The following is a 25,601-nucleotide window of genomic DNA, read 5'->3' as shown; positions in this document are numbered from 1 at the left end:
ACCATATGGATTTATTTCATTTTGAAATTTATAAAATCATCCTAGAAATTTATAATAAAACAAGAAAGATGTTCACGACTTTTGCCTTGATTATTAATCATAATTGACATATAGAATAATAAGCTATTTTTATCCAAATAAAAAGCCCTACATTCATATCACTACGAATGTAAGGGCAACAACCTTAAAACAACCTATCGAATGTATTAATTAACCATTATCATGCTAACATTTTGCTCATATACTTTCTAATAACCTTACGAGCACTACCTAACTTATTTTCGACACTCTTATAATTCATATTTAATGTTTTAGATATCTCAGAAACAGCCAAATCGTCGTATATATTCATCTTGTAAATCTTTCGTTGATTTTCATTTAGTTTCTGAATTCCGCAATCAAGTATTTCGATAATTTCCTCAAATGAATAATTGGGAAAGTCATCACAAGAGTCCTTTTTAGTTTTAGACACAACATAACAAGAATAATCATCCACTGATTTTTTATGCCTATAATAATCGTATATAAGATTGCGCGTTATAGTATAGACCAAATTTGAAAGACTCTCTTCTGTCAAAATTTTATCTATTGACAATAACTTAATAAATACATTTTGAACAATATCATCGGCGTATTCTGTTTCTTTAATTCTGCTTACAACGAATGCACGCAAATCATTAAAATGCTCTGCATAATACTTGCCAATTGTAGTAAATTTAGTTTCGAGTTTTTCCATAGCTGTAAATTAGCTTTATATATGCAAAGATACTTCATTTCCTACGACACAAAAAATGAATCAATCTATTTATTCCTGCCGTATACAAATTCAAATTGTTTTGAAACATCTAAAAAAGTTATAGCCAACAACATCTACAAAAAGCAGAATCTATAGCAATAAAACACAGCCATCTGACAATCAATTAATTATCGATAATATTTTATTAAAACAATAGCCTTAATCATTACTTATATCTAATTTTAGAATGTCAGGCAGATATTATTACGAATAACAAAAGCAATAAAGATCTCCCGCACTTAATTAATAACAATAAAAGTAAGCGACAATTATGGCACAGTATTTGCAAGTTGATTTGACGATTACTTATTACAAAAATACATTTAAAATACATATAGCTATGCAAAAAGGAAATATTGGGGTTACAACAGAAAACATTTTCCCCGTCATCAAAAAATTCTTGTATTCAGACCATGAAATATTCCTTCGTGAAATGGTAAGCAATGCTGTAGATGCAACACAGAAAATAAAAACACTTGCTGATAAAGGAATATTCAAAGGTGAACTTGGCGATTTGACGGTACGTGTTACTCTCGACGAGAAAAACAACACACTTACAATCAGCGATCGAGGCATCGGTATGACAGAAGAGGAGATTGACAAATATATTAACCAAATTGCATTTTCAGGTGTTAATGATTTCCTTAATAAATATAAAGACAACGCCAATGCGATAATCGGACATTTTGGACTTGGTTTCTATAGTTCGTTTATGGTCAGCAACAAGGTGGAAATCATAACAAAGAGCTACAAAGACGGAGCAAAAGCAGTTAAATGGAGCTGTGACGGCAGTCCGGCATACGAAATAGACGATGCAGAAAAAGCAGATAGAGGTTCAGATATAATACTTCATATTGACGATGACTGTAAAGAATTTTTGGAAAAGGCACGCATACAGTCTCTGTTAAACAAATATTGCAAATTTATGCCCGTTCCTGTAGCTTTTGGCAAAAAGACAGAATGGAAAGACGGAAAACAAGTTGAAACAGAAGAAGACAATATAATAAACAGTGTAGAGCCGTTATGGACAAAAACTCCAAGTACGCTTAAGGACGAGGATTACAAAAAGTTCTACAACGAACTCTATCCTATGCAGGATGAACCTCTGTTCTGGATACATCTTAATGTAGACTATCCATTCAACCTAACTGGTATATTATATTTCCCACGCATCAAGTCTAATATTGAACTTCAGCGTAATAAAATACAGCTATACTGCAATCAGGTATTCGTAACAGATCAAGTTGAAGGCATAGTTCCTGAATTCCTTACACTATTACACGGAGTAATTGATTCTCCGGATATACCTCTGAACGTAAGCCGAAGCTATCTGCAAAGTGACAGAGACGTAAAGAAGATCTCAACATACATTACTAAAAAAGTTGCAGACAGACTCAACAGCATATTCAAAGAAAACCGCAAAGATTATGAAAGCAAATGGGATGACCTGAAGCTTTTCATAAATTACGGTATGCTGTCTCAAGAGGATTTCTATGATAGAGCTAAGGACTTTGCCCTGTTGAAAGATGTTGAAGGCAAATATTTCACATTTGACGAATACAAACAATTAATAAAAGACAATCAGACAGACAAAGACGGACAGCTTATTTATCTTTATGCAAACAATAAAGAAGAAGAATATTCTTACATTGAAGCTGCAAAAGATAAGGGATATAGTGTATTGTTGCTTGACGGACAGCTCGATGTTCCTGTTGTTTCAATGCTTGAGCAGAAATTTGAGAAGAGCAGATTCATGCGCGTAGACAGCGACATTATAGACCGTCTTATTGTCAAAGATGATGTCAAGAAGACAGAACTTGACAGCGATCAAGCCGACAATCTGTCAGCAGCATTCCGTTCACAGATGCCTAAAATTAACAAAGTTGAATTCAATATTGAAGTTCAAGCCCTGGGAGAGAATGGCATGCCTGTAATGATCACTCAAAGTGAGTATATGCGCAGAATGAAAGACATAAGCCGTTTCCAAAGCGGAATGAGTTTCTATGCTCAGATGCCAGACAGCTATAGTCTTGTTCTGAACAGCGATCATAAGCTCATAAAAAATATTCTTGATGATGAAACCAGCAAATGCAGTGATGCTCTTAACCCTGTAATCAGCGAAATAAAGGGTCAACAAGCACGCCTTGCAGCTCTACATCAGAATCAAAGCAAGAAAAAGCCGGAAGAAATTACTCAAGAAGAAAAGGATGATCTTGCAAATACAGAAAAAGCATTAAACGAACAACGTGAGAAAAAGAACCAAATCATCTCAGAATACGCTAAAGATAACAAAATTGTGCATCAGCTAATAGACTTGGCTCTGCTTCAGAACGGCATGCTGAAAGGATCATCCCTCGATGCATTTATTAAACGTTCTGTTTCTTTAATAAAATAAGAAACAGCGTTGTAACACTTTGCAACATAAAATCAATTAACTCAGCTTATAAAAAAATACACCCAAGCATTTGAGTTTTAACTCAAGCTTGGGTGTATTTTATTTTTGTTTTATCAAGAATAGATCTTCATCTTCAGCAATCATTTTTCCTAATCTTGTGTTTAAGCTAATTAATTTGACTGTTTTTCACATAATAAACCACTGAGTTTTACATCAAAAATCATTGACTTTTACCTTAAAAGTCAATTAATTTCAAATCGAATAAAGATACAGCGTTATTTATCAAAAATCAAACATCCAGCACCGCACACGACATAATTTATCATGAAACGCAGATAAAAACTATCAATTACGTTCCATGTATATTACAAAATAAATTATTACATAAAATATTCCGATAAGACGTAATCAACAACCATATAAAAATCTAACACTTGCAATATCCGAAACAATACAAGTTATTCACCAAACATTTTAAGATATAGATGTATTTCGTTATACGTAACAACCGGTCCGACACCTGAATATATATCACTTACAGACCTATTATTTGGATTATTAATAATAAAAGTCTTTATAGCTTTTATATGCTCCTCAGGTACAAGACGATCCATCTCAAGTTCACCAGCCTCAACATAACGGGCAATATGTCCAAATACAGTGCCATAAACAAGTCCTCTTTCTTTAGCAATCTGCTCTATTGTCATACCAGAAGAAAACATGTCATAGCTAATTTTATAAGTTGGTATCTTCGGCTCTTTCACTGTCTTTGGTTTTCTTGCCTTTACTATTTTCTTTCCACCATCATCAATACTCAATAATATCTTCGATTTTGTCCGGAGATAATTAGATATTGAAAATTCAACATTATTGTCTTCAGCATGTACGAAAAGCTGTTTTTTTAGTTCTATATCCCTGAAAAAGACACTATATCTGTCATCAAACTGTTTTTTAACAGCCTTATTCTCAATCTCAACTTTTGTTTTGTTGCACAACAAGGTGAAAACCTTCATCTCTTCAGAGAAATACGCTGCAGCTTTATGTATCCTCGTCTGAATATCAGGGCTGCTTATATCAGGATTTGCATGCAACATTCTTGTATATTGTATTTTAAAGCGATATGACACATCAATAATGCTCTCAAACGACAGCCCTATACGTTTATATTCAGCCAAGAGTTTCGGATATTTTTTATACAAATGCTCATCAAGCGTTCTCAACAACATATCAAACGAAGACTTCAATGACGAAAAATCGAACAATTCATCCAACAACTGTATAACATAAGAATTATGCAAAGCAGATAATGTTTCTGCAGACGGAACACGCTTGTCGATAGTGTTAATATATGCATCCAAAGTACTGTCACTGATTATGGCATCACGTTGTAAAGGGGCACTCAACACCATTCCGTCAAGAGTTCTGCAGCGACTTAATGCAACATATGCCTGTCCGTGTGCAAACGAATGTGAAACATCTATTATAGCATGATCAAAAGTCAGTCCCTGGCTTTTATGTATTGTTATAGCCCATGCAAGGCGTAAAGGATACTGTCTGAAAACACCTTCTACTGTTTCTGTTATTTCTTTTGTAGTTTCATCTATAGTATACTTGGCATTTGCCCACTCTGATTTTTCAAGATTGAAACTTTCCCCTCCATTCTTATCTCTGACAATAATGGCACTTTCATCCAATGACACCACTTCGCCAATCATGCCGTTAAAGAAACGTTTCTCAGGGTCATTTTTAATAAACATAACCTGCGCTCCCTGTTTTAGCACCAAATTAACATCGGCCGGATATGAAGTTTCAGGAAAATCCCCCTCAATCTCAGCCTTAAACTCATATTCACGCGAAGGCAACAATGACAGTTCCCTGTCATTTATCATATGTGCCGGATTGTTATGTGTCGTCAAACGAATATAATCACTGTCTTTCTCTGGAATAAAATCAGGAATATAACGCCTGTTTAGAGCTGACAATGTTTCATCTGTAGCACGATTCTCCCGTATCTGATTCAAGAGAGAGATAAACGTTTCATCTTGCTGTCTGTATACGGTATTAAGCTCAACGGTATGATACTCTGCGGCATTAAGAGCCTTGCTTGAGAAAAAGTAAGGTGTCGGATAATACTTACTCAACATTGCCCATTCTTCATCTTTTATAACGGGAGCAAGCTGTTGCAGATCGCCAATCATCAGCAGTTGTACACCGCCAAAAGGTTTTCCATAATCACGGTATCGTCTCATTACGGAATCTATTGCATCAAGCAAATCTGCACGTACCATACTTATTTCATCAATAACAAGCAAGTCCATGGCTCGTATTATGTTACGCTTAACCTTACTGAAACGATAATACTTTTGATCTTCACCTCCAAAGGTAGCTCCAGGCACATAAGGAGACAGAGGAAGTTGAAAGAAGGAATGAATGGTTACTCCTCCTGCATTTATTGCAGCAATACCTGTAGGAGCGAGCACGACAAGCCGTTTAGTTGATTTGTTCTTTATTTCCTTGAGAAACGTTGTTTTACCTGTTCCAGCCTTACCGGTCAAAAAAAGATTTGCCCCGGTATTTTCTATTATATCCCAAGCCATTGCCTGCTCGGAAGCAGCATTCATCATAGTATACTAAAATAAAAACAGATAAGTTGTATTTAAAATATAAAATCGAAAAAGGCGCAGAAAAATCACCACGCCTCGCGATATTTTCCTTCTTCTTTATCTTTCAGCATGCTGAGATATGAATTGTATCTGCTTTCTGAAATATAATGCTCCTCAACAGCTTTTCTTACGGCACATCCCGGTTCATGAGTATGCGTACAATTATTGAAGCGACAATCTTTTGAAAACTTAAATATCTCTTTAAAATATCCACAGATTTCTTCTGGCTCCATATCAAATGTACCAAATCCCTTTATTCCGGGAGTATCAATAACCCATCCTCCGTAAGGAAGTGGAAGCATTTCACTGAATGTTGTAGTATGCATTCCTGTGTTATGAGCTTCACTAATTTCAGCTGTCCGTAAGTTTAATCCTGGTATCAGATGATTTAACAGGGTACTTTTACCTACACCGCTATTTCCACTAAAAAGCGTTATACGGTCTTTTAGCTCAGGGACAAGGCAATCCAGCGATTTGGCATCAAGAGCTGAAACAGCAAAACATGTATAACCTATTGTTTCATAAAGGTTTATCATTAAATTCTGATAGTTTAGTTCAGCTTCCGAAAGTATGTCGGTTTTATTGAATATTAAAGAAACAGGTATTCTGTAAGCTTCTGCTGATGCCAAAAACCTGTCAATAAATGTTGTGGATGTCTCCGGATAATTTACTGTAACAATCAGAAATGCCTGATCTATATTTGCTGCAATAATATGGCTCTGCTTAGAGAGATTTGGAGACTTTCTTATAATATAGTTTTTTCTTTCCTCAATATCTTTTATAAAAGCCGTACCTTCCTGATTGCAGATTATCTCAACACGGTCACCCACAGCAACCGGATTGGTGCTGCGGATGCCCTTTAGTCTAAAATTGCCTTTAATTTTACATTCTACAGTGTGTCCTTCGTCGGTTTTAACCGAATACCAACTACCTGTATTTTTTATTACAAGTCCTCTCACTGCTGTTATACTGTCATTATTTCCTTATTCTTTGCAGCAAGCAAATCATCGATTTTCTTGATATACTTATCATGAAGTTTCTGCAATTCAGCCTCTGCATCTTTTTCATTATCCTCTGAAAGGCCGTCTTTTATAGCTTTTTTAAGTTTGTCTTTTACATCAGCACGCACATTACGCACCTCAACCTTAGCCTTCTCTCCAATCTTGTTGCATTGTTTAGCGAGTTCCTTACGACGCTCCTCTGTGGGCTGCGGTATGCCAAGTCTTATTATCTCGCCATTGTTTTCAGGAGTTATGCCAACATCTGAGTCCATAATGGCTTTCTCAATATCCCTAATCATTTTTTTATCCCATGGGCGTATGGCTATTGTCCGCGCATCAGGTGTTGACACATTAGCAACTTGATTCAAAGGAACCATTGATCCGTATGAATCTACTCTTATACCATCAAGAATGGCAACATTTGCACGTCCGGCACGTACACGAGAGAGCTGCTCATCTAAAAACATAGCAGCCATTTCCATTCTCTCTTCGCTTTCGCTTAAAGTTGTCTTTACGTCTAACATATATAATTATATTTTGTTACATAAATATTTTCAAATCAAGCTCCAAAACACATCACTACAGATATTGTCTTTTTTGCTATTTATCGATATTTCTATTCATCTGCTCATGAACCATATTTGTGAGGTCAACAAACTGCTGTATTGAAAGTTGCTCAGGTCTCTTTGTCATTATATCCTGTTCAAAAAAGCTGTCATCAGGCATTCTGTCAAACAATTGTTTTAATGATACACGAAGCATCTTCCTCCGTTGGTTAAAAACAGCCTTTACAACACGCCTGAACATATGCCAATCACACCCCAAATCATTAACATTGTTACGAGTTATACGAATAACTGCACTTTTAACTTTTGGCGGTGGATTGAATACGTTTTCATCAACTGTGAACAAATACTCAACATCGTACCAGGCCTGAATAAGCACACTTAGTATTCCATACGCTTTTGTTCCAGGTTCGGAAGCCATACGCTGAGCCACTTCACGTTGAATCATTCCGGTACAACATGGTATCAAATCTTTATTATCCAACATCTTAAAAAAGATTTGTGAAGATATGTCATAAGGATAGTTTCCCGTAAGAACAAACTTCCGTCCGTTGAATACTGTATTCAGATCCATTTTAAGGAAATCATCCTCAATAATGTTTTCTCTTAAATCCGGATATTTTTCATTAAGATAATTAACAGATTCAGAATCTATTTCAACAACCTTTACATCTCTGTTTTTTTGAACAAGATACTGAGTCAATACACCCATACCGGGACCTACCTCCAAAATTGGAATATCAGGGCATGCATCTACGGTATCGGCTATTGCATTGGCAATATTAAGATCCGTCAGAAAATGCTGTCCTAAATTTTTCTTTGGCCGTACTGTTCTCATATCTTATTTTTTGTTTTTGCAAAAATAAATAAATATTTTGCAAAACAGACACATTGACATGGAAAAAATAATATTATCTGAAAATAATATGACAAAAATAAGTTACATTGTTACTTTTTCCCGTCTTAAATTTAAAACACATTTATAACAAACGATTAACTAATTTAAAATCAAATCCAATGAAAACATTAAACAAATACCATGGAGTTGTAGTGCCAATGGTCACACCTATTACAAAGAATAACGAAATTGATATTGATGCCGTAAAACGAATTATAAATAATTTTGCTCAATATAATGTATCTGCATTGATAATGGGAACAACAGGAGAAGGTAATTCTGTTTCAGTTGAAAGTGGCGTTAAAATGATAAAAGCTGCATCGGAGGCAGCCGCAGGAAGAATAACAATATACGCCGGACTTGCCGGGAATTGTATTTCAGAACAATATGATGCGGCTGTAAAGTTTATTGAAGCAGGTGCAGATGTCATTGCAGCCACACTACCATGCTACTATTCATTAACACCGAAACAAATGTATGAATACTACAAGAATCTTGCAGACACGCTTACTGCTCCTTTAATGCTATACAACATAACTATAACGACCCACATGAGCATACCACTTGACGTTATTGAAAAACTAAGCCATCATCCCAACATTGTTGGATTAAAAGACTCTGAAAACAACATTCAACGCATGGAAGAGGCGTTAACACTATTCTCTGACCGCGAAGATTTTGCATACTTCTGTGGATGCGCAGCTAATTCTGCAAAAGCTCTGTCACTAGGAGCAGACGGCATTGTGCCAAGCGTAGGTAATTATTTGCCTAAGATATATAATGACTTGTTTGAAGCCGGAATAAGCGGAAACACAGAAATTGCAGATGATCTACAAGCTAAAACAATTGAAATTGGAAAAATCAATACCGACAATCTTACACTTGGCGAATCCCTTGCAGGTTTAAAAGTTATAATGAAGATGTATGGACTTTGTGAGACATATATGCTACCTCCCCTTACAGAGCTTGAAGAAGAAACTGTAATAAACATTCAAAATAAAGTCAGGGATATCATTAATAAATACAAATAACATGTAATACTAACCTTAAAAAACATACCATGAATTACGAAGGTCTACACTGGATTGACACAACAATCGTGATCGCATCCGTATTGCTTGCCATAGGTGTTGGCATTTATTTTGCAAAAAGACAAAACTCAACAGAAGCTTATTTTGCTGCAAGCGGCAACATACCTGCATGGGCTGTCGGTATGTCTATGTTTGCGACAATCATAAGTAGTGTAACATTTTTAGCATACCCAGGAAGCGCATATTCAGGAAATTGGATTTTATTAGTACAAGGCCTGATGGTTCCATTGGTTTTACTTGGGGTAATAGGCTTTATCGTTCCATTATACAGAAGAGTAATAAAACTTAGCACATACGAATACTTTGAAAGACGTTTTGGAGCATTTGCTCGATTCTATAGTTCTATAGCATTTGTGTTGGAACATTTTTCTAAAATGGGAACCATACTATATCTACTAGCCATGGCCATGGTTGCTTTTTCTGGCGGAATAAATATCACTTGGTTTATCATTAGTATTGGTATTGCAGTTATTATTCTTACATACTTCGGCGGCATGGAAGCTATAATATGGATGGACGTCATCCAAGGATTTCTCCTTATCATTGGCGGAATAATGGCTATTGTCATTTTATTCCATCTAACCGAGGGAGGGGCTTCCGCGATATTAAATATAGCTGCAGAACATCACAAAATTGATTTCGGTCCATACGCTTGGGATTTCACACAATTGACATTTATTGTAATGGTGTTTAATGGCATCTTCTATGCCATACAGAAATATGGTACAGACCAAAGTATTGTACAGCGATATCTTACCGCAAGAACTGATAAAAGCGCAAAAAAAGCGTCATATCTGGGAATTATGCTAAGTGTACCGACATGGGCTTTATTTATGTTCGTTGGCACATGTTTATTTGCATATTATCAGATAAATGCAGGCGATTTACCGTCAGGTATTAAGAGTGATGAAATTTTCCCATATTTTATTGCGACAGAAATGCCAATCGGAATAACCGGACTTATAATCTCCGCATTGATTGCAGGAGCGATATCTAGTTTGGATGCAGATGTTAATTGCATATCAGCTGTAGTTGTAGAAGATTACTATACACGTTTTCGCCCAAAAGCTACAGACAAGCAAAAATTACTTGTCGGACGCATATCTGTAATTGCAATAGGCATAGGAGCTATCCTAATTGCATTATTATATGTAGCCTGGGGAGGTGAAGGCGTTTTAGGTACATTATTCGGGCTTTATGCAATATTGTCTGCAGGCATCGTCGGCATATTCCTACTAGGTCTGTTCAGTCGTAGAGCAAATTGGCAAGGATTGTACATAGGTATTGCGGCTGCAATCTTATTCACAGCATATGCAGTATTAACGACAACAAAATTTGGCAGCGATCCTGATGCTGGAATAATTTTAGATCTTGAAGATTGGAATTTCAGACATCACACTTATATGCTCGGCGTATATAGTCACCTTATTGTATTGGTCGTTGGGTATATTGCGAGTCTGTTTTTCAAGACACCTCTTGCAGATAAGGAGCTGACAATATATGGTTACCTTGAAGAAAAGAAAAATAAAAAATAACATATTACATATATGAAAGAAATTACATTACTTCAACCACAAAAGATTGTGTTTGGAACAAATTGTATAGACAAATTTGTGAACGACTATTTAAAACTTGGTCTTAACCGTCTATTCATTATAACCATGCCAGTAATTAGGCCTTTGATTTCCAATATGGTTGAAAGACTTAATAAAAACGGCATACATATTGAGTTTTACGAAAAGATATGCAATGAGCCATCTATAACAGACTTTGATGTTCTAATGGCAGAAGCAAAAAAATTCGGTGCAGACAGTTTTCTTGGCATCGGCGGTGGAAGCATTCTTGATATAACTAAGCTTGTTGCCACATTGATTGACAGCAATCAAAAAATTGAAGATTTATTCGGCATTGATCTTATTAACCATAAAGGGAAATGGTTTGCGTGTATGCCGACTACAGCCGGTACGGGTAGCGAAGTATCACCCAACGCAATATTACTTGATGAAAAAGACTCTTTGAAAAAAGGTGTTGTAAGTCCATATTTAATAGCAGATGCGGCATACATTGACCCCAAACTGACATGGAGCGTACCTGCCAAAATAACAGCAGAAACAGGTATGGATGCCTTAACTCATTGCATTGAAGCATATACAAACAAGTTTGCACATCCTATAGTTGACATGTATGCACTTCAAGGCATTAAATTAATCGCAAGCAACATATTTAAAGCTGTAACAGACGGGAATAACGTTGAAGCACGTGAGGCAATGGCATTAGGAAGTATGTATGGTGGTTTATGCCTTGGACCTGTTAATACAGCTGCTGTTCATGCCTTATCATATCCACTTGGAGGAGAGTTTCATATATCACATGGATTGTCAAATGCAATATTGCTACCTTCTGTCATGAAGTTTAATTACACCGCAAATCCTAAAAAGTATGCAGATATAGCAATTGCATTTGGTGCAAAACGTGGAACAACAGATGAAGAGACGGCTCTAAATGGAGTTGATTATATAACAAACCTTTCAATAAAATGTGGAATACCTACATCACTTACAGAAATTGGCATTCCGCAAGAAGCAGTAAGCCGTATGGCAAAAGCAGCAATGAAAGTACAAAGGTTACTAAAGAATAATCCACGTGAAGTTACAGAAACAGACGCATGTGATATTTACAACAATCTATACAAATAAAACAAGACCATGGATACGAACAAAAAGCCAATATTAGCATTAACAATGGGTGACCCTGCTGGTATTGGTCCTGAAATAATAATAAAATCTCTTGCTTTTAAAGAGACCTATAATAAATGTAATCCTGTTGTTATTGGTGACGCGTCAATAATGGAATATGCAGTCAAACAATGCAATATATCTTTATCTATTAATGCTATTGATGATATAAAAGACGCAATATTTACCTATGGGACAATAGACGTATATGATTTAAAATGTATCAATATGGATACATTCAAACAGGGCAAGGTAGATGCTCAATGCGGCAATGCTGCATTTTTTTCGGTAAAAAAGGCCATTGAACTTGCTATGGCTAATATCGTCGACGGCACTGTAACTGCTCCACTAAATAAAGAATCCCTAAATATGGCAGGACACCATTTTGACGGTCACACAGAAATATATGCCCATTTTACGAATACAAAAAAATATGCCATGCTGCTTGCTGATGAATTTATGCGTGTAATTCATGTATCAACACATATACCACTTCGAAAAGCATGTGACTTAGTGAAAAAACAACGCATAATTGACGTCACCGAGCTAATATATAATGCATGTCAACAATTTGGCATTTCACATCCCCAAATAGGCATTGCCGGTCTTAATCCTCACGCTAGCGACAATGGACTTTTCGGTGATGAAGAAAGGAATGAAATCATACCTGCTATAGAAGAACTGCGTTTAAAAGGATATGATGTAGAAGGTCCGATTCCACCAGATACATTATTTGCAAAAGCAAAATGTGGAAAATACGACGGATGCGTGGCCATGTACCACGACCAAGGGCATATTCCATTTAAGGTCGTAGGTTTCAATTGGAATAAAGAAACAGGCCAAATGGAAAGTGCGAAAGGAGTCAACATAACATTAGGATTGCCAATAATACGTGTTTCCGTAGACCATGGAACAGCGTTCGACGTTGCCGGGAAAAATATAGCAAGCCCTGACGCGATGTTGCTTTCAATAAATTATGCATCACGCATGGCAATGGAAAGAATAAATAATCAGAAATAAATTTTTCAACATGATTGTTGTCATTTCAGACGATATTACAGGTGCAGCAGAACTTGGAGGTATTGCATTAAGATATGGATTAAATACAATAATTACAACTGATATCACCAATGTTCTGCCGCATTCAGATATACTTATTATTGCTACTGATACCCGTTCAGATACTGAGTCTGGCTCTGTAAAAGCTATCAAACATTTAATGTGTAAATTGAAAGATAAAGCTATTACAATATACAAAAAGACAGATTCAGTTCTACGTGGCCATATTGTAGCAGAAATTAAAACGATAATCTCATATTCCTATTATAGGAACGCATTATTGTTACCTCAAAATCCGTCTAAGGGGAGAATTATTAAAGATGGTATCTATTACATCTATGAAAATAAATTAGATAAAACCGAATTCAGGAATGACCCGGAATATCCAATATTATCATCAAACGTTAATACATTATTAAATAATTCAGCCAAAATCCTCAATATAGACGATATTACTTTATCTGATAATAATATTTACATTGCAAATGCCCAAAATGAAAACGACATCATTATACAATTATCAAAAGCGCATAAACACACATTACTTTCCGGTGGAGCGGATTTCTTTAACTGCATAATAAAGAAAGAATTTAATGTTTATCCGTTAAGAAAAGAAGTTGCCAAGATTCCAAATGCGAATCGCATTATAATTGTATGCGGAAGTACACAAAGTAACTCTCTTGCCAATGAACCTTATATAACAGAGCACAACGGATATGAAGCAGTAATGCCTGATGATGTATTTAACGGACATGGAATAAATAAATGGATTATTAAGCTAAAAAAGTTATATGATAAACATGAAACAATGATTCTCAATGTTGGGAAAAGAGAAAATCGAGGAAAAGAATATGCAGTCAGACTTAAACGTATCATGGCTGAAGCCACAAGAACTCTCGTTAAAATACATCAACCGGACATACTCATCATAGAAGGAGGAGCTACTGCATATTCAATAATTCAAAATTTGAAATGGTACAACCTGGAATTTAAGACGGAATACTCTCCAGGTATAGTGAGTATGCTTTATGATAAAACCGAAATAATATTAAAACCTGGCAGTTACTCTTGGAATGACATATTTAAATCCAACAAATAGTAACAAATTAAAATCTATGATATACATTGTAATTCTTCTATAATCTTTTCTAAAACCCCAAATACGATTTCATTTTCAAAAGAAGACAAACACAACCGCAAAATAAAGTTGCATAACAAAAATATAAATCGGCCATAATGAGGCTGACATTTTTATTCCGACATAAAGACTTCTATAAACTTGATACAAATCACCAAGCTTACCACATGAAATTCCATATGACAAAGAAAGAACTATAATAATAAATGCAAATATAGGAACTGCTCCTGCCGTAAAAGCACTAGGACACAATTCACCTGTAACTCCTAATAGAACCGCATGTGGAACAAATGTCAGAGAAATTATGACGATACAAAATACAATAAAAAATATAGCAGAAACAATTAATGCATGTTTCTCTCTATATGTGATGGGCCTCCCCCTATAAACACATAAAATAGCATCACAAAAACCACTATACCTAAATGTGCCCCATGCAATTGAGCACAAGACTAACCACACTAATAGTGGAGATGCCAAACAATAAGCAAAACCACCCATAAACTGACGCACCCCTTCTTCACTTATCATTGACCTTATTGGTAATGATGGATTAACAGAACTGACAATCCACGAAAATACTATCACACAAATAAACATTAACAACAATGTCAATGCGGATAAAGCCAATACTTGTTTACGATGCATCATTTAATTAATTCATTAATTATAAATCATCTGGTATAATATTATCCACGTCAAGAATATGAAGTTCAATCGCTCTGGTTACCAATCTTGTTGCATTTATTCCAACACCTCCATTACCATCAGGGAATAGTCTGCGAATAAGTTCGTTCTGTCTTTTTTCCAAACTCTTAACACCAAAAGGCATACCACGCAATCCCGTTATCTGTTCTTTCGTGTATCCTAATGCAAGATGTCTCAAAAAACGCTCATCATATTCATCAATCTCATAATTTACCAACGCTTCTTGGCGCATTATTTGTTTACTTACGCTATCTTTAAAGCGTTTAACAATCTTTTCAAGTATTGGCTGATTGAAAACATACTTACGCCCTTTCATTACACTAGAAATATCGCCCCGCGTAAGAAGTTCACCACTTTTTAGTATAATTCCGTCACAGCCAGCATCAAGTGCGTCAACCCATAATTTCTCGTTAAGAATTTCGCCAGTGAATATCAAGACTTTAACATCAGGATACAACTCTTTAGTTTGTCTACAAATCTCAACTCCAACCGTTGTTGAGCCGCCAAGTCCTAAATCAAGCAATACCAAATTTGGCAATTGCTGCTTAATCAAATGCCAATACGCAATTTCACTATCTGCAGTACCTATTATCTCTGCCTCAGGTATATCATTTCTTAATATACCTTCCGTTCCTTTTAATTCTAGAGGAACGTCTTCAACTATAATAACTTTAAAACTATTCATTTTAACTCTTAATTTAAGATGTTTTTATATTTGAACAAATATACCTAGCCAAAGTTATACGCAAAATCATCTTGTTCTCCCTTTCCTCGAAAATTGTAACAATACCACATCCATGAAGATTAGTCTGTTCACTATTTTCACGTATAATTTGTCTACATATCAAATATGGAATATTTTTTACTGATGGAACAAACAAATCAATATTAGTTTTCATCAAATCAGACGATAAACTACGGCAGATAACATCAAAAACTATATATTGATTATTTTTAGAGGAAATTATCACATCACCATTTACACATCCGCATTGAGTTTTCAAAATATCAAATAGATACTTTATCAATACGCTATCCCCTAACACGTATTCATCTATACCGATTATTTCTTTTAAAGAGACAGGTTTGCATTCATAAGATACTAAATCAACCTGTCGCTGTATCTGCTCACATAACAGAGTATACAATTCTTTATAATATACAGTAACTTCAATTAAAGGTTGAATATTTTTATCCGCTTCATCAACAAGCTGTCTGATTCGAGAAGGATAATACATTGTTTCATGCTTCAACGCACTCAAACAATTATCTGTAACATTATTACATACATACAGTTTTTCATCCTCATATCTAGCCCGATTAAGTTCGTCTGAAAGATATTCTATATCAGCCTTCTTACGTTCATTCAAGTCAATCGAGTTATCCAAAACACTTTTTATCTGCCCTATCACTTTTTGTAACGAATGAGGATATCTTGAAACATCAACTTCTGAGATAGTTGAAATCTTTTGCGAAATAGATTTATCAGAAAAAAGAAGTTTATTAATATCATTAATTTTGTCTACACAAAAACGATAATATAAGACATGGCGATAATATAACAAATAATATAATCCCGCAGCAGAAATTAATAATATAATAAGAAATATGACTGCTATTACTTTATTTGTTTTCGAACGCTGCATTGTAAGACAATATTCAGCCAAACCTCTATCTGCAGACATTTCTTTAAATAGTTGAGTATAAATTTTATTATTATATACATACAAATCCCATTTATGTAATGCCAAAGAAGCGACTGCACATTCGTTACGAATATCTAGAATTACATCATAATCAGTTTTAATCCCCTTACGAAACCATATAATATCAGCAGGCAAATCCGTCTCTGTGCCTTTTAGCGATATCAAGTCTTTTCCTTGGTAATATGCCTGCTTATAGAATAAATTCAAATAGGAAATTGCAGAATCTGCATAGTTCAACGTTTTTTGATATGTTCCATTAATATTACTATAATATGCAGAATCAGCAAAATTACTTGCTTTTATTAAATATTCTGATTTTACTTTTAAAACAGTATTTGCTTTTATTTCTTTTACATCCTCTGCGTTAAGATTTATCGTCAGACTAAGGCTTATAAAAAATAAAAAGACACGTAGAATACCATACGGCAAACGAAAATAAAATCTACTACCCTTTCCTATTTCGCTCTCTGCAAAAATACCACATACATTAAATATCTGACTAGTCTTACGATACTTGTCAATAATACCTTTACAATTCATAAGACCAAAGCCATGTCCATTCTTTATTTTGTGTCCAAACAAATTCTCCAACTTTTGCTTATCAATACCCTCACCAGTATCAGAAACAGATATTTCAACGTAATCAGTTTTTTCTTCTGCACTAATCACGACTATTCCACCTGCTTTTGTAAATTTACGAGAATTATCAGAAAGTGTATTAAGCATGAACAAAGTCATTATTTTATCAGCCTTAACTACAGCAGAAGAAGACAGAACTTCTAATTTTATACCTTTCAGTTGAAAAGAAGCAGTTGATTTTAGCAAGACATTAAAAACATCCTGTAACTTAAAGCTTTCAATATGCAAAGAAAGCTGACCTTGTTGAAGTTGAATCCAATGAGTAAGTACATCATTATATTCATTGATTCTATCAATCAATTCTTTAACATAACAATACCTTTCTCGCCTTATTTCATCTGATTCTACAGACATCTCTATCCGCTTTATCTCATTTATTATTCGATCAATATAAGGCAATACATTATTAACAAGAAAAACCTTAGAACGATTGTCCACGTTTCTCCTTTTAGCTTTTTCTACACTCAAACGACATAAATTCAATTGTTCTTCAACCTCTTCATAACTTTCATCAAGATTATTTAAATACTTATAATTCAACTTATTCCATTCCTGTAAAGGTTTTAACAAATCGTCAATATAAAATTTTTTATCTCGCTTTTTTCTTAAACTATTAAGAATAAAAAACAATGCAATAACAACACATATTAAACAGATTATGAATACTATAAGGACATTAAGTTGCATTGATGTTTTTTCCAATTGTTCAGCACGAGCTTCTAATTGCCGATCTTGTCGCGTTTCTTCTCGTAAATCAAGATATTTATTACGATAAATATCACTATTATTCTTATCATCAATCGCAGAATAAGCCAAACTCAATTGTTCACAGATACTAGCGACTAAATCAGGTGCTTGGTTTATCAAAGGCTCTGCCAATGCATTTTCCAAACAGATCAAAGAAGATGTATAATCACACACAGTCCAATAACAAAAAGCCAAAGTACGGTATGCTCCTGCAATTTGATATACATCTCCATAACTAACAAATAATGATAATGCTCTTTGTGCTAAATTTCCGGCCAACAAACTATCAGGCATATTATCAATATTAAGATAGTTTATTGCCAATTTATTATTTAAAGACAACCACGTTCGATTGTCTTTATCTATAAGATGTTCACTTAACGCTTGCAAAGAGTTTGCTTCCCAGTACTTGTATTTTCCTTTCTTAGCATACAAATAACATTTAAACAAATACTCGAATTCTTTTTGAGAAACATCATACTGTGTTTTTCCTTCTATCAATCCGCCGCTCCCTAATTGATATAAATAATTTATATATTGAGCTGTATCCTTATATATTTCAGTTATAGAGTCTATTTGCAATATGGCATGCTTAGCCTTATCAACAAGTCCCAAATAATAGTAATAAGTAGAACTAACTATCAGAAACTCTGATTCAGCATAATTAAGACGCCTTGACAAGCGTTCTGGTAAAGATTTTTTTTCTTCGTTTATTCGCTTTAATCTGGCTTGAGCACGTTCACGAAAATCGTAAAACTTTTTATTTTCTGATTCTCGCTGACACAATCTCATACGCTGAATATCAGCAATTAAAAGTTCTACTTGATTATCTGTAACATAAGTAACGCTATCAAGAAAATCATATGCTTTTTCATAATTCATTTTTGAAATATGAAAAAAAGCCAAATTATTATATGCCTCTGCGCATGCAGAAGAATTTCCTTTCGACAAACTTAATGCCTTATTGGCATAATAATAAGTTGAATCCAAGTCCTTGTAATGATATACATAAGATATATCATTCAACCTGTCAACTTCTGATTTTTCGTTTTCAAAAGAACAAGCTGAAAAAAATAAAAGGCTCAATATGCCAAGAAGCACAATCGAGCCTTTTAATACGTATTTATTATCCGCGAGCCTTAGCAATATACCCTAAAGCTTCTTTACACTTATCCGTAATAGCTTGCCAATTACCTGCAGCAATAACATCTTTCGGGAATAACTTAGAACCCATTCCCACACAGAACACGCCTGATTTAATCCATGAATTAAGATTTTCCTCATCAGGAGAAACGCCACCGGTTACCATCAATTTAGACCAAGGCATAGGAGCCAACATTCCCTTAACCAATTTTGGTCCTAAAACGTCACCTGGGAATACTTTACATAAATCACAGCCTAATTCCTGAGCAAAGCCTACTTCTGAAACACTTCCGCATCCAGGAGTATAAGGAACTAAGCGACGGTTACAAACCTTAGCAATTTCCGGATTAAACAACGGGCCAACTACAAAATTAGCACCAAGTTGGATATACAATGCTGCTGTTGCGGGATCAACAACTGAACCGACACCTAAAGCAAGTTCAGGACATTCAACGGCAGCAAACTTAACTACTTCACCAAACACCTCGTGAGCAAAATCACCACGATTGGTGAATTCAAAAGCACGAACGCCTCCATCATAACATGCTTTTATAACTTTTTTTGCTATTTTTACATCCTTATGATAAAAGACTGGTACCATTCCAGTTGAACTTATCTTGTTCAATACCGCAATTTTATCAAATTTAGCCATTATATTCTATTTTTGTTTTATAATAACACTTAAACAACATACGGAATACGGACTTTTGAAAGTTTTATTCCTTAAACACGCAAATTGTCAAAGCATTTCTTAGTTTATATATTTCAGATGTCCAAACATTACCCATGCCAGCATCAACGCTGAACACGACCAGAAGCGTCACCACCAGCAAGGTTTTCAACCTCCTCTGCTGACATCAAATTAAAGTCGCCCGGAATTGTATGTTTCAAGGCAGATGCTGCAACGGCGAACTCTAATGCCTTACCCTGATCTTCCGGATATGTCAACAATCCATGTATAAGACCACCGGCAAAAGAATCACCACCACCAACACGATCAATAATAGGCATTATATCATAATGCTTACTCTGGTAAAATTCTTTTCCGTTATAAATCAATGCCTTCCAGCCATTATGGGTAGCAGATAAAGACTCACGAAGAGTTGAAACGACATACTTAAAGCCAAACTCTTCCATCATACCCTTGAATATGCCATAATATCCTTCAGCATCTGTTTTTCCACCTTCAACATCTGCATCCGGCTTAAAGCCTAAACATAACTGTGCATCCTCTTCGTTTCCGATACATACATCCACATACTTCATCAAAGGTTTCATTATACTCTGAGCCTTCTCTGATGTCCAAAGTTTTTTACGGAAATTAAGGTCCACACTAACAGTTACGCCATGACGTTTTGCAGCCTCACAAGCAAGACGTGTAAGTTCTGCAGCCTTGTCACTAATGGCCGGAGTAATTCCACTCCAATGGAACCACTGAGCTCCTTCCATTATCTTATCAAAGTCGAAATCTTCAGGATCAGCTTCAGCGATAGAACTGTGAGCACGGTCATATACAACCTTTGAAGGACGCATACTTGCACCTGTTTCAAGGAAATATATACCTAAACGATCACCACCACGCGCAATGAACTGTGTATTAACTCCGTATCTGCGTAATGCATTTAAGGCACACTGTCCTATTTCATGTTTAGGTAATTTCGTTACAAAATAAGCCTCATGACCATAATTCGCAGCACTAACAGCAACGTTTGCCTCGCCACCACCATACACAACATCAAAATTATCACATTGAACAAATCTCTTCTGACCGGGAGATGAAAGGCGAAGCATTATCTCGCCCAAGGTTACAACTTTAGCCATTTCTTTAATTTTTGAATGTTTATAGATTTATAATTTGTTTTTTCAGTTCACAAAATTAATATTTAAATTAAAACCAAACAAATAAAACAACAAAAAAATGTGTTTTTCACAAAAATCGCCTTTGTGTTTTCGCACGATTCAGTTTTTATTGCTATTTTTGCAGAAAATATTTCACTTTATCTTTGAAAGTGGATTTATATATGAGCGAAAAGATAAGAATTAAAGACATTGCCGAGAAATCAGGTGTATCAGTTGGAACCGTTGACAGAGTTTTACATAACCGTCCGAATGTATCCAAATCAGCAAGGGAAAAGGTTGAAGCTGTTTTAAAAAACATAAATTACCAACCGAATATGTATGCAAGTGCTCTTGCATACAACAAGTCATACACTTTTTATTGTATAATCCCTCAACACAAATCAGAAGCTTATTGGGAAGAAATTGAAGAGGGAGCAGCAAAAGCATGTGAAGCAAGACGTGATTTTCACATTGATGTGAAAATGATGTACTATAAAAGGTTTGACCCGTCTACTTTTATTAGAGAATACACCAAATGTCTAAATGCAAACCCAAATGGGGTAATTGTTGTACCTAGCGATTTAGAAACAACGAAAGGTTTTACGGAAAAATTGCACGAACGCGGCATACCTTTTATATTATTAGACTCATATATGCCAGATTTAAAGCCACTTTCATTCTATGGTCAGGATTCTTTTTGTAGTGGATATTTTGCCGCAAAAATGCTCATGTTAATAGCATCAGGCGAAAAAGAAATAATGCTTATGAAACAGACTAAGAACGGAAAAGTCGAAAGTAAGCAACAAGATAACAGAGAAGTTGGTTTCAGACATTATATGCAGGACCATTTTCCACAAACGAAGATTATTGAGTTAGATTTACCGTTGGATGAAGATGAAAACAATTATGACTCTATCTTAGAAAATTTCTTTACATCAAACCCACATATACACCATTGCATCACTCTATGTTCAAAAGGTCATATTGTCGGTGAATTTTTATTAAAGACCAATAGACGTGACGTTCAAATAATGGGATATGATATGGTTGAAAAAAATGCGAAATGCTTACGATTAGGAACGATATCATTCCTCATCGCCCAACATGCCTTCATGCAGGGCTACAATTGTGTCGATACATTATTTAAGGCAATAGTGTTAAAAAAGAAGGTTGATCCGGTAAACTATATGCCAATAGAATTATTGTCTAAAGAGAACGTGGATTTCTATAGACGCACACAATTATAAACTTAATTTACACAACTATAAAACAAATCATTTTATGGAAAAAGTTTCATTCATTAAAATTAATCCGGCCGATTCTGTTGTAGTTTGTCTAAGGGACTATAAGCAGGGAGAAGAAATAAGCATCAATGGCAAAACTATAACCGTTTTGCAGGACACTCCTGTCGGCCATAAAATCCTTTTACAAGACACAAAGGCTGGTGAGAACATCATCAAATACGGCTATCCTATAGGACATGCCCAAAAAGATTTAAAGGCTGGTGAATGGATTAATGAGAATAATCTAAAAACGAATTTATCAGGTAAACTTGCTTATGAATATAATCCTGTAAATGAAATTCTTCCCATCGAAAACCAAAATCTAACATTCAATGGATATGTCAGAGCCAATGGTGAGGTTGGAATAAGAAATGAAGTATGGATTGTACCAACTGTAGGATGTGTAAATGGAATAGCAGAAAAATTAGCGACAAAGCTGGCTGAAGAAACAAAATTAGCCGGTATTGACGCCGTTCATGCCTGGCACCACAATTATGGATGTTCACAATTAAGTGAGGACCATGAAAACACCAGAAAAGTGTTACGCGACATTGTCCTTCATCCTAATGCCGGAGCTGTTCTGATATTAAGCTTGGGATGTGAGAACAACCAGCCTGACCAGTTTGAAAAACTTTTAGGCGATTACGATAAAAGTCGTATAAAATTCCTTGTAGTACAAAAGGTTCAAGGAGATGAAGTTGAAGAAGGAATGAAAATTCTGCACTCATTATACGACATAGCAAGTAAAGATGTAAGGACAGAGTGTCCGTTAAGCAAGTTGCGTATAGGATTAAAATGTGGCGGAAGCGATGGATTAAGTGGCATAACAGCCAATCCGCTTGTTGGAGAATTTTCTGACTTTATTGTTGCACAAGGCGGAACATCTATACTTACAGAAGTGCCAGAAATGTTTGGTGCAGAAACAATTCTCATGAACAGATGTCAAAATGAAGACCTCTTTAATCAAACTGTAAAACTCGTTAATGACTTTAAAGAGTATTTCTTGAGCCATGGCGAACCTGTTGGTGAGAATCCTTCACCTGGAAACAAAGCCGGTGGAATATCTACATTAGAGGACAAAGCACTTGGATGTACTCAAAAATGTGGAAGAGCCCCTGTTAGTGGTGTATTAGGCTATGGCGACAGACTAAAAACTACCGGTCTAAATCTGTTGTCTGCACCAGGAAACGACCTTGTTGCTTCAACAGCATTAGCTGCTGCAGGCTGTCAGATTGTTTTATTTACAACAGGACGCGGCACTCCATTTGGTACATTTATTCCGACTATGAAAATATCGACCAATAGTACACTATTTAACAACAAGCCAAATTGGATTGATTTCAATGCAGGGGAATTGGTTGAAGGAACAGATATGAAATCCCTATTGGACAAGTTCATCAAAAAGATAATATCTGTTGCCAATGGTGAAAAAACATGCAATGAGAAAAACGGGTACAGAGAAATATCCATCTTCAAAAATGGTGTAACACTTTAAACATATTTTCAGGATGATGTAAACGCATCATCCTGAAAAATAAAAAACACTGCAAAAGCAGTTATAACCACAAAAGATATGCAAGTTGTAATAAGAAATTTCATTAAATTATTATCTACTGGGGCATTTCAGTCATATTGTACACTTGAAGAAATGTCTGAATATAAATGGAATCAACTATTATACATTGCTAAAATAAATGATGTTGAAGATTTTATCATATCTGGAATAATTTATTCAGATAACTCATCAAATAATATTATACCAACAAAAATCACAAACTCTATAAACGAAACTATTTATTCCAATACAACAAGAATCACGCCAAAAGACGCCCAATACAGACAGTCGACAAAAACAATAAATAAATTCTCTAATCCATATTTAAACAAGAAATTAAATCGAATTATTTATAATGAGATCCATAGTATCGATACATCTGTAGACTCTATAACATTCTTAAACAGAAGTATTGATAACATTAAAAATCTTTTATCCGCAAATTCATACATCAGAGACCTTGTAGAATATGGCATTTATTTAAGAAAATATGGTAATAAAATAGATTTCGTTAAAATAGACAATTGGATAAATACATTAAAGATGAATAAAATAATGAACTTAGTTGGTATATACCTCATTAAGTTCTTTAACTTCGATACAAGCGAAATCCCATTCTATAATAACCAAAATAAAATCAAAACGGGAGAAGTAAAATTACCGCTAAACCTTAAAGCAAAATCGGAGGACAAGATGAATGAGACTCAAAAAGAAATTAATAACTTGATTTGTAATATCCCAAAGCCTAATACCGGTATGTTCAAGTATTTTTCATTCTTTCCACTTGAGACAACAAGCATCTTTTTCTCTAATATTTTTAACAGTCTTTCAAATATTGAGGAATAACTAAAATTTTATAATTTTCTTTGTTGTACCAACGATTAAGTGTATCTTTGCCAAAAATAAGGAATCATACAATGAAACAATACATTTTTATTATTATCAGCCTATTTACTCTAACACAATATATATCTGCACAAGATTACAACACCTATGTTCAATGTGAAGACACATGCAGACATATTCACGGAATAGATCTCAGCCATTATCAAGGAGACGTTTTCTGGGAAACAATTGGTGAAAATAGTAAAATGGCCTATGTTTATTTAAAAGCGACAGAAGGCGGTACACATATAGACAAAACATACGAAAGAAATATCGAATTAGCACACAGATATGGTTTAAAAGTTGGCTCATACCATTTTTTTCGACCTAAAACTGATTTAGTTAAGCAACTCGAAAATTTTAAATCACAATGCCGTCCTGGAGACCAGGACCTGATACCTATGATAGACATAGAGACAACAGGGGGGCTTAAGACTGACGAATTTTGTGATTCATTATTTAAATTCATCGATTTAGTTGAGAAGGCCTATCGCCAAAAGCCCTTATTGTATACATATACAAATTTCTACAACAAACATCTCCAAGGCAAAATTGACAATTATTGTCTTATGATTGCCCAATATTCTGATGAGGAACCCAAACTTGCAGACGGAAGAGATTATACTCTTTGGCAATATACTGCAAAAGGACGCATAAATGGTATCAACACATATGTTGACAAGAGCAGATTTATGGGACGTCATAGCATGAGAGAAATACGGTTTAGACATTTCTAATAAAATAACATATAAAA

Annotated in this window: 20 protein-coding genes; 10 read left to right on the top strand and 10 right to left on the bottom strand. The window is 35.0% G+C overall.

The window, feature by feature from the left end:
• Positions 1–220 precede the first annotated feature (220 nt).
• Entirely contained in the window at positions 221–736 is a 516-nt protein-coding gene (locus tag ACZMIG_RS09920; RefSeq protein WP_021853704.1) for an RNA polymerase sigma factor, read from the bottom strand.
• A gap of 400 nt (positions 737–1,136) precedes the next feature.
• On the opposite strand from ACZMIG_RS09920, the gene htpG reads away from it, so the two are divergent.
• The gene (gene htpG / locus ACZMIG_RS09915) at positions 1,137–3,191 is read left to right on the top strand and encodes a molecular chaperone HtpG (RefSeq protein ID WP_053398053.1); all 2,055 of its coding nucleotides are present in this window, start codon (positions 1,137–1,139) and stop codon (positions 3,189–3,191) included.
• Positions 3,192–3,649: 458 nt separating this feature from the next.
• On the opposite strand, the gene ACZMIG_RS09910 is transcribed toward htpG, so the two are convergent.
• From ACZMIG_RS09910 to rsmA, 4 genes are all read right to left on the bottom strand, one after another.
• The gene (locus ACZMIG_RS09910) at positions 3,650–5,812 is read right to left on the bottom strand and encodes a helix-turn-helix domain-containing protein (RefSeq protein WP_418874013.1); all 2,163 of its coding nucleotides are present in this window, start codon (positions 5,810–5,812) and stop codon (positions 3,650–3,652) included.
• Between the two features lie 68 nt (positions 5,813–5,880).
• A complete protein-coding gene (rsgA, locus tag ACZMIG_RS09905; protein WP_021854896.1) occupies positions 5,881–6,813 on the bottom strand; it encodes a ribosome small subunit-dependent GTPase A in 933 nt (310 codons plus the stop codon).
• Positions 6,814–6,818: 5 nt separating this feature from the next.
• The gene (frr, locus tag ACZMIG_RS09900; protein ID WP_021854897.1) at positions 6,819–7,379 is read right to left on the bottom strand and encodes a ribosome recycling factor; all 561 of its coding nucleotides are present in this window, start codon (positions 7,377–7,379) and stop codon (positions 6,819–6,821) included.
• Positions 7,380–7,455: 76 nt separating this feature from the next.
• Positions 7,456–8,259: a 16S rRNA (adenine(1518)-N(6)/adenine(1519)-N(6))-dimethyltransferase RsmA gene (rsmA, locus tag ACZMIG_RS09895; protein WP_125104128.1), complete on the bottom strand. Its 804-nt coding sequence runs from the start codon at positions 8,257–8,259 to the stop codon at positions 7,456–7,458.
• 179 nt (positions 8,260–8,438) lie between these two features.
• Between rsmA and ACZMIG_RS09890 the strand changes: the two genes are divergently transcribed.
• The 5 genes from ACZMIG_RS09890 to ACZMIG_RS09870 are packed head-to-tail and all read left to right on the top strand — an operon-like array spanning position 8,439 to position 14,303.
• Complete coding sequence (locus ACZMIG_RS09890) at positions 8,439–9,350, top strand: dihydrodipicolinate synthase family protein (protein ID WP_302024639.1); 912 nt, start codon at positions 8,439–8,441, stop codon at positions 9,348–9,350.
• A 29-nt stretch (positions 9,351–9,379) separates the two neighbouring features.
• Complete coding sequence (locus tag ACZMIG_RS09885; RefSeq protein WP_302352830.1) at positions 9,380–10,945, top strand: sodium:solute symporter family protein; 1,566 nt, start codon at positions 9,380–9,382, stop codon at positions 10,943–10,945.
• 12 nt (positions 10,946–10,957) lie between these two features.
• Entirely contained in the window at positions 10,958–12,106 is a 1,149-nt protein-coding gene (locus ACZMIG_RS09880; protein WP_418874766.1) for an iron-containing alcohol dehydrogenase, read from the top strand.
• Between the two features lie 9 nt (positions 12,107–12,115).
• Complete coding sequence (gene pdxA, locus ACZMIG_RS09875) at positions 12,116–13,165, top strand: 4-hydroxythreonine-4-phosphate dehydrogenase PdxA (RefSeq protein WP_418874767.1); 1,050 nt, start codon at positions 12,116–12,118, stop codon at positions 13,163–13,165.
• Positions 13,166–13,175: 10 nt separating this feature from the next.
• On the top strand, positions 13,176–14,303 hold the full coding sequence (locus ACZMIG_RS09870; protein WP_418874768.1) for a four-carbon acid sugar kinase family protein: 1,128 nt from the start codon (positions 13,176–13,178) through the stop codon (positions 14,301–14,303).
• Between the two features lie 75 nt (positions 14,304–14,378).
• Here ACZMIG_RS09870 and ACZMIG_RS09865 read toward each other — a convergent pair whose 3' ends face one another.
• From ACZMIG_RS09865 to ACZMIG_RS09845, 5 genes are all read right to left on the bottom strand, one after another.
• Positions 14,379–14,873, bottom strand: coding sequence for an ABC transporter substrate-binding protein (locus ACZMIG_RS09865; RefSeq protein WP_288949619.1), 495 nt, complete (start codon positions 14,871–14,873; stop codon positions 14,379–14,381).
• 136 nt (positions 14,874–15,009) lie between these two features.
• Positions 15,010–15,735 (bottom strand): DUF5932 domain-containing protein, encoded by a 726-nt coding sequence (locus ACZMIG_RS09860; protein ID WP_053398045.1) that lies wholly within the window; start codon positions 15,733–15,735, stop codon positions 15,010–15,012.
• Positions 15,736–15,748: 13 nt separating this feature from the next.
• Positions 15,749–19,243, bottom strand: coding sequence for a sensor histidine kinase (locus ACZMIG_RS09855; RefSeq protein WP_487889487.1), 3,495 nt, complete (start codon positions 19,241–19,243; stop codon positions 15,749–15,751).
• A 25-nt stretch (positions 19,244–19,268) separates the two neighbouring features.
• Positions 19,269–19,937: a bifunctional 4-hydroxy-2-oxoglutarate aldolase/2-dehydro-3-deoxy-phosphogluconate aldolase gene (locus ACZMIG_RS09850; RefSeq protein WP_418874769.1), complete on the bottom strand. Its 669-nt coding sequence runs from the start codon at positions 19,935–19,937 to the stop codon at positions 19,269–19,271.
• A gap of 143 nt (positions 19,938–20,080) precedes the next feature.
• Positions 20,081–21,106 (bottom strand): sugar kinase, encoded by a 1,026-nt coding sequence (locus tag ACZMIG_RS09845; RefSeq protein ID WP_021854908.1) that lies wholly within the window; start codon positions 21,104–21,106, stop codon positions 20,081–20,083.
• A 200-nt stretch (positions 21,107–21,306) separates the two neighbouring features.
• Between ACZMIG_RS09845 and ACZMIG_RS09840 the strand changes: the two genes are divergently transcribed.
• From ACZMIG_RS09840 to ACZMIG_RS09825, 4 genes are all read left to right on the top strand, one after another.
• Positions 21,307–22,371, top strand: a complete 1,065-nt coding sequence (locus ACZMIG_RS09840; RefSeq protein WP_021854910.1) for a LacI family DNA-binding transcriptional regulator — start codon at positions 21,307–21,309, stop codon at positions 22,369–22,371.
• 34 nt (positions 22,372–22,405) lie between these two features.
• Positions 22,406–23,902, top strand: a complete 1,497-nt coding sequence (locus ACZMIG_RS09835; protein WP_021854911.1) for a UxaA family hydrolase — start codon at positions 22,406–22,408, stop codon at positions 23,900–23,902.
• A 78-nt stretch (positions 23,903–23,980) separates the two neighbouring features.
• Positions 23,981–24,808, top strand: coding sequence for a hypothetical protein (locus tag ACZMIG_RS09830; RefSeq protein WP_021854912.1), 828 nt, complete (start codon positions 23,981–23,983; stop codon positions 24,806–24,808).
• Between the two features lie 71 nt (positions 24,809–24,879).
• The gene (locus tag ACZMIG_RS09825) at positions 24,880–25,584 is read left to right on the top strand and encodes a glycoside hydrolase family 25 protein (RefSeq protein WP_021854913.1); all 705 of its coding nucleotides are present in this window, start codon (positions 24,880–24,882) and stop codon (positions 25,582–25,584) included.
• Positions 25,585–25,601: the final 17 nt, after the last annotated feature.

The sequence above is a fragment of the Xylanibacter sp. genome (genome assembly GCF_057607445.1).
Note: the sequence above shows the minus strand (reverse complement) of the source record. Positions and strands in the feature narration are given on the sequence as shown.

Coding starts and splice junctions, on each gene's coding strand:
- ACZMIG_RS09835 (WP_021854911.1), top strand. CDS start 22,406: ATGGAAAAAGTTTCATTCATTAAAATTAATCCGGCCGATTCTGTTGTA.
- ACZMIG_RS09920 (WP_021853704.1), bottom strand. CDS start 736: ATGGAAAAACTCGAAACTAAATTTACTACAATTGGCAAGTATTATGCA.
- ACZMIG_RS09830 (WP_021854912.1), top strand. CDS start 23,981: ATGCAAGTTGTAATAAGAAATTTCATTAAATTATTATCTACTGGGGCA.
- rsmA (WP_125104128.1), bottom strand. CDS start 8,259: ATGAGAACAGTACGGCCAAAGAAAAATTTAGGACAGCATTTTCTGACG.
- ACZMIG_RS09880 (WP_418874766.1), top strand. CDS start 10,958: ATGAAAGAAATTACATTACTTCAACCACAAAAGATTGTGTTTGGAACA.
- ACZMIG_RS09910 (WP_418874013.1), bottom strand. CDS start 5,812: ATGAATGCTGCTTCCGAGCAGGCAATGGCTTGGGATATAATAGAAAAT.
- ACZMIG_RS09825 (WP_021854913.1), top strand. CDS start 24,880: ATGAAACAATACATTTTTATTATTATCAGCCTATTTACTCTAACACAA.
- frr (WP_021854897.1), bottom strand. CDS start 7,379: ATGTTAGACGTAAAGACAACTTTAAGCGAAAGCGAAGAGAGAATGGAA.
- htpG (WP_053398053.1), top strand. CDS start 1,137: ATGCAAAAAGGAAATATTGGGGTTACAACAGAAAACATTTTCCCCGTC.
- ACZMIG_RS09840 (WP_021854910.1), top strand. CDS start 21,307: ATGAGCGAAAAGATAAGAATTAAAGACATTGCCGAGAAATCAGGTGTA.
- pdxA (WP_418874767.1), top strand. CDS start 12,116: ATGGATACGAACAAAAAGCCAATATTAGCATTAACAATGGGTGACCCT.
- ACZMIG_RS09870 (WP_418874768.1), top strand. CDS start 13,176: ATGATTGTTGTCATTTCAGACGATATTACAGGTGCAGCAGAACTTGGA.
- ACZMIG_RS09850 (WP_418874769.1), bottom strand. CDS start 19,937: ATGGCTAAATTTGATAAAATTGCGGTATTGAACAAGATAAGTTCAACT.
- ACZMIG_RS09860 (WP_053398045.1), bottom strand. CDS start 15,735: ATGAATAGTTTTAAAGTTATTATAGTTGAAGACGTTCCTCTAGAATTA.
- ACZMIG_RS09865 (WP_288949619.1), bottom strand. CDS start 14,873: ATGATAAGTGAAGAAGGGGTGCGTCAGTTTATGGGTGGTTTTGCTTAT.
- ACZMIG_RS09885 (WP_302352830.1), top strand. CDS start 9,380: ATGAATTACGAAGGTCTACACTGGATTGACACAACAATCGTGATCGCA.
- ACZMIG_RS09845 (WP_021854908.1), bottom strand. CDS start 21,106: ATGGCTAAAGTTGTAACCTTGGGCGAGATAATGCTTCGCCTTTCATCT.
- ACZMIG_RS09890 (WP_302024639.1), top strand. CDS start 8,439: ATGAAAACATTAAACAAATACCATGGAGTTGTAGTGCCAATGGTCACA.